The 3,673-nt window shown below is 44.8% G+C and carries 5 protein-coding genes; 2 read left to right on the top strand and 3 right to left on the bottom strand.

Annotated features, from left to right (window positions below; translation table 11 throughout):
* A partial coding sequence (locus ACOCD9_RS10515; protein ID WP_419547379.1) for a hypothetical protein occupies positions 1 to 189 on the bottom strand: 189 nt, incomplete at its 3' end.
* A 129-nt stretch (positions 190 to 318) separates the two neighbouring features.
* Between ACOCD9_RS10515 and ACOCD9_RS10510 the strand changes: the two genes are divergently transcribed.
* Positions 319 to 534, top strand: coding sequence for an NAD(P)H-quinone oxidoreductase subunit O (locus tag ACOCD9_RS10510; RefSeq protein WP_002758722.1), 216 nt, complete (start codon positions 319 to 321; stop codon positions 532 to 534).
* 26 nt (positions 535 to 560) lie between these two features.
* Positions 561 to 1,538, top strand: a complete 978-nt coding sequence (gene mdh, locus ACOCD9_RS10505; RefSeq protein ID WP_190358682.1) for a malate dehydrogenase — start codon at positions 561 to 563, stop codon at positions 1,536 to 1,538.
* Here the strand turns inward: mdh and ACOCD9_RS10500 are convergent, their stop codons facing one another.
* Together ACOCD9_RS10500 and ACOCD9_RS10495 are read right to left on the bottom strand one after the other, a co-directional pair.
* Positions 1,539 to 2,666 (bottom strand): THUMP domain-containing class I SAM-dependent RNA methyltransferase, encoded by a 1,128-nt coding sequence (locus ACOCD9_RS10500; RefSeq protein WP_287702922.1) that lies wholly within the window; start codon positions 2,664 to 2,666, stop codon positions 1,539 to 1,541. It abuts the gene before it with no gap.
* A gap of 435 nt (positions 2,667 to 3,101) precedes the next feature.
* Positions 3,102 to 3,452: a hypothetical protein gene (locus ACOCD9_RS10495; RefSeq protein WP_419547377.1), complete on the bottom strand. Its 351-nt coding sequence runs from the start codon at positions 3,450 to 3,452 to the stop codon at positions 3,102 to 3,104.
* Positions 3,453 to 3,673: the final 221 nt, after the last annotated feature.

Raw genomic sequence — 3,673 nt, 5'->3', positions numbered from 1 at the left:
AATTCTTGGGCTGCCCATTTCTCCATTTTTTTGCTTACCTCCACCTTGATTCCTTCTTTCAAAACTATACCTATCAATCGTTTCCCCTTTTTTTAAGTTTCTTCTCTTTTTGTTAAGAAAGATCCGACTAATGGATAGCCTAAAAAGAAGGGTAAAAACTAAGTACATCAAAGCTTTTAGCTTAACCAATTAGGTTTTAGATTCGGCCTTTGGTATCGGTTATCAGTTCACTGATGACTGAAAAAGCCCTTGTCAGAGGTCTGCCCGAATATGTAACAATTTATGGGAGAAACCCCCAGCAAATCTAACGAGAAAAACATGGCAGCTACAATTAAGAAAGGAGCTTTAGTCCGCGTGGTGACGGGAAACCTAGAAAATAGCCTCGAAGCCCTAGCCAGCGATCGCCGTTTACCCAGTTATATGTTCAACTCGACAGCAGAAGTCTTGGATGTAAAAGATGATTACGCTTTGATTAAATTCTATGTTCCTACCCCCAGTGTGTGGCTAAAGCTCGAACAACTGGAACCCGTCTGATGAGGATATTGCCTCATCCATAAATCATGGTTGACTTCTACGATACACTCATCCCCTGCCAATCGCCCCGAGTCTCGGTTATTGGTGCCGGTAACGTCGGACGCACCTTGGCCCAACGCATCGCCGAAAAAAACCTCGCCGATGTGGTTCTCCTCGATATCGTCAATGGTTTGCCCCAGGGTATTGCCCTAGATTTGATGGAAGCTCAGGGCATAGAACTCCACGACAGCGAGATTATCGGCACTAATAACTATGAAGACACCGTAGGTTCGGATATTGTCGTGATTACGGCTGGATTAGCCAGAAAACCGGGCATGAGTCGCGATGATCTCATGAATGTCAATGCTAAAATTGTCGTCGAGGCCGCCACTAAATGCCTCCAGTATTCTCCGGAAGCCATTTTTATCGTCATCACCAATCCCCTGGATGTGATGACCTATCTAGTCTGGCAAGCAACTGGTTTACCCCCCCAAAGAGTGATGGGAATGGCCGGAGTCCTCGATTCTTCCCGTTTACAAACCTTTATCGCCATGGAATTGGGGGTTAGTACCGCCGACGTTCATGCTATGGTTTTGGGTGGTCACGGTGATTTAATGTTACCCCTACCCCGTTACTGTACCGTCAGTGGTGTGCCGATTACCGAATTAATGGACGAGATGACGATTAATCGTCTAGTGGAGAGAACTCGCAACGGTGGGGCTGAAATCGTCAAATTACTGCAAACTGGCGGCGCTTATTACGCCCCCGCTTCCTCTGCCTGTACCATGGTCGAGACGATATTGAGAAATCAATCCCGTTTACTGCCGGCGGCAGCCTATCTTAAGGGTGAATACGGTTTACAGGATGTTTATCTGGGGGTTCCCTGTCGCTTAGGATGCCGGGGTGTGGAAAGTATTCTGGAAGTGCGTTTGACCGATGCTGAACGTCTGGATTTACATACTTCTGCCGCCTCAGTTCGTCAAAATGTTCATTTAGCCCTTGACAGTCTCAAGGTTTTGATGTAGTTAATACAACTCATATTTTAAGAGGGTACAGGGCAGAGAACCGTTATACAAGGGAGTGCGACGGGAAGAACGCAGACCGATTTGTTTAGTCAGTTCTTTGTTTCCCGATAAAATATAGGCTGTCCAACCCTTAAACCTCTGTTTTAAGACATCACCGAAGGATTTATATAGGGCCCCTAATTCTTCGGTATTGCCCAATCTTTTGCCGTAAGGGGGATTACAGAGAATAATCCCTCGATCGCTCGTCGGTTCTAAGTCGGTGATGCTTTGCAAGCTAAAATTAATGTGGTCCTGCACTTGACAAAAATAGGCATTATCCTCGGCCTGATGCAAAACCTCGTAATCGGCATCACTAGCATAAATTGGCGCATTTAGCTGAGATTTTTGTTTTTCTTTAGCTTCCTTAACCAAAGATTGCCATAAATCCGGTTGATAGTCTGGCCATTTCTGAAATCCGAACTGGGAACGAGATAAACCGGGGGCAATATTTAAAGCTTTTAACGTCGCTTCGATGACAATAGTTCCCGAACCACAAAAAGGGTCTAAAAGCGCCATATCATCCTGCCATGCCGATAATTCTACCAAAGCAGCGGCGAGACTTTCTTTCAGAGGTGCGACTCCCATGGCCCGATGATACCCGCGACGATGTAAACTGTGACCAGAACTATCTAAACTAAGCACACAGCGATTTTTCTCGATATGAGCGTTAATTTGCAGGTCGGGGTTTTCTGTATCCACAAAAGAACGGGGATTCCCCTGTTGACGCTGTTGGTCGATAATAGCGTTTTTGATGCTTAAGGCGGTGTAATGGGTGTGATTGAGGCGATCATTCGTTCCCGTACATTGTACCGCTAAAGTTTCCTCACTGGTGAGATAATCGCGCCAATCAATGGCTTGAATGCCATCATAAAGTTCCTTCCCATCCCCACAGGGAATTTCGGCAATGGGAACCAAAACCCGAAAAATAATTCTTGACCAAAGATTGACTCGATAGAGTAGGGCCAGATCTCCCTGAAAATGGACTCCCGTGAATACTGGTTTCACTTCTTTGGCCCCCAGGAATTCTAATTCCCTAGCGGCAATTTCTTCTAGTCCCCTAGCGGTAGTAGCAAAATAGGATCGAGTCATTTCAGTTATCAGTTATCAGTTTTCGGTTTTCAGTGACTAGCGCCGGTCGTTGGTAGCTTGAAATCAGAAAGATTTTAATTTTTATCCCCTTGTAAATTCCCGATCTGATTCGCTCAAGTCAGTGACTTTCTCTCACTTATGGTGAGCAGCAGAAGTTATTCAAAGAGGGCGAATGCAATTCGCCCCTACAATAATATTATTGTGCCAATGGTAGGGGCGCACCGTGGTCAGTGAGTTTATCGAACTGCGTGCGCCCAAAATGTCCTATAGATAGATATTTCTTCAAAATTCAGATGCACACATAATAATCCTTTTTTGTCAAGGCAGAAATGCTTAAGAATTGTGTCGCTGTGGTCATTAGTTTTATCCCGACTCTGTGGCCCTCTCCTCTCCTCTAGAGTCTTAACAAGTAATTGAGATGTAAGGGCAGCTAATCTACTGAGAAACCCAAAAAATGCGTCTTTGATTGGGATCCCGTCGGGGACTTTGTTCCCCCATGACTTGCCGCGCTTGACTAGGATCAAAGCTGCGAGTAAATTGACCGCGCAATTGATTGACGCGTTCCTCCTTTTCCTGGGCTGCCAAACGCACTTCTTCCAGTTTTGCCTGTTGCATCTGTTGGTAGGGTAACAAACGAGCGATCGCAAAAACTGCCGTGATGGAAAGAGCGCTATAGGCAATAATTCGCAGCCAAATCTCGATAATTTGCCAGTTTTGGGATTTATTGCCGCTTTTTGGCTTTTTTCTGTTTTTTTTGTCGGTTTGGTTTCGTGTTCGTGCGGTCATAGATTTATGAGTATAAGTAAAATCGGTCAGAAAGGTGGCTAAGTAGCTGGTTATAATTTAAAAATGGATTTTGCCTTTAATCCCCCCTTGATAAGCTATCCCTTATAGGGATCTTTCTTAACAATTTTTGCAGTAAGCACTCCAACCCTTATCCTGACTTGATTTCAGTTTTTTCTTTGTCAGTAAGGGTGTCAACAAGGAATATTACAAATTGTTAACCG

This window comes from Microcystis sp., assembly GCF_048564745.1.
GTDB classification, from domain to species: domain Bacteria; phylum Cyanobacteriota; class Cyanobacteriia; order Cyanobacteriales; family Microcystaceae; genus Microcystis; species Microcystis ichthyoblabe_A.
This window is presented reverse-complemented; position numbering and strand designations above follow the sequence as displayed.

Excerpts from the sequence above, each read along its gene's own strand:
- ACOCD9_RS10510 (WP_002758722.1), top strand. The coding sequence starts at position 319 with ATGGCAGCTACAATTAAGAAAGGAGCTTTAGTCCGCGTGGTGACGGGA.
- mdh (WP_190358682.1), top strand. The coding sequence starts at position 561 with ATGGTTGACTTCTACGATACACTCATCCCCTGCCAATCGCCCCGAGTC.
- ACOCD9_RS10500 (WP_287702922.1), bottom strand. The coding sequence starts at position 2,666 with ATGACTCGATCCTATTTTGCTACTACCGCTAGGGGACTAGAAGAAATT.
- ACOCD9_RS10495 (WP_419547377.1), bottom strand. The coding sequence starts at position 3,452 with ATGACCGCACGAACACGAAACCAAACCGACAAAAAAAACAGAAAAAAG.